The sequence below is a fragment of the Colwellia ponticola genome (genome assembly GCF_005885605.1).
In the GTDB taxonomy this organism is placed as follows: Bacteria; Pseudomonadota; Gammaproteobacteria; order Enterobacterales; family Alteromonadaceae; genus Colwellia; species Colwellia ponticola.
In genome coordinates this window covers 1-404 of record NZ_SZVP01000222.1, presented here as the reverse complement: position 1 = coordinate 404, position 404 = coordinate 1, and the positions used below count along the sequence as shown (strand labels likewise).

Below are 404 nucleotides of genomic sequence, written 5' to 3'. Positions count from 1 at the left end.
TATAAGGACAAGACCATCGTTTTTTGCGCTGATTTATTGGCGACAGCCGGACATATTCCAATTCCGTATGTGATGGGATATGATACCAGACCTTTATTGACCATGCCAGAAAAAGAAAAATTCATGAATGCCGCTGCTGATAACAATTATTATTTGTTCTTGGAACATGACGCACATAATGAAATCATAACCGTACAAAAAACGGAGAAAGGCGTTCGCTTGGCAGAAGTTTTCACCTGCGAACAAATCTTAACATAGTGTTAATCATAACGCCTTTTGTAACAAAAAAAATTATTTTAGACAAATATTTCAAATTAACAAAAACATTTTAGATGAATACCATTAAACCTATTTACATTTCTGCTTTTGCACTTTTGGCATTAGTAGGATGTGGCGCTTCAAAA

Annotated in this window: 1 protein-coding gene; it reads left to right on the top strand. The window is 34.7% G+C overall.

All coding sequences use genetic code 11. The features are described 5' to 3' along the window. On the top strand, positions 1-258 hold a 258-nt coding region (locus tag FCS21_RS17970; RefSeq protein WP_222928017.1), incomplete at its 5' end, for an MBL fold metallo-hydrolase. Between the last annotated feature and the right edge of the window lie 146 nt (positions 259-404).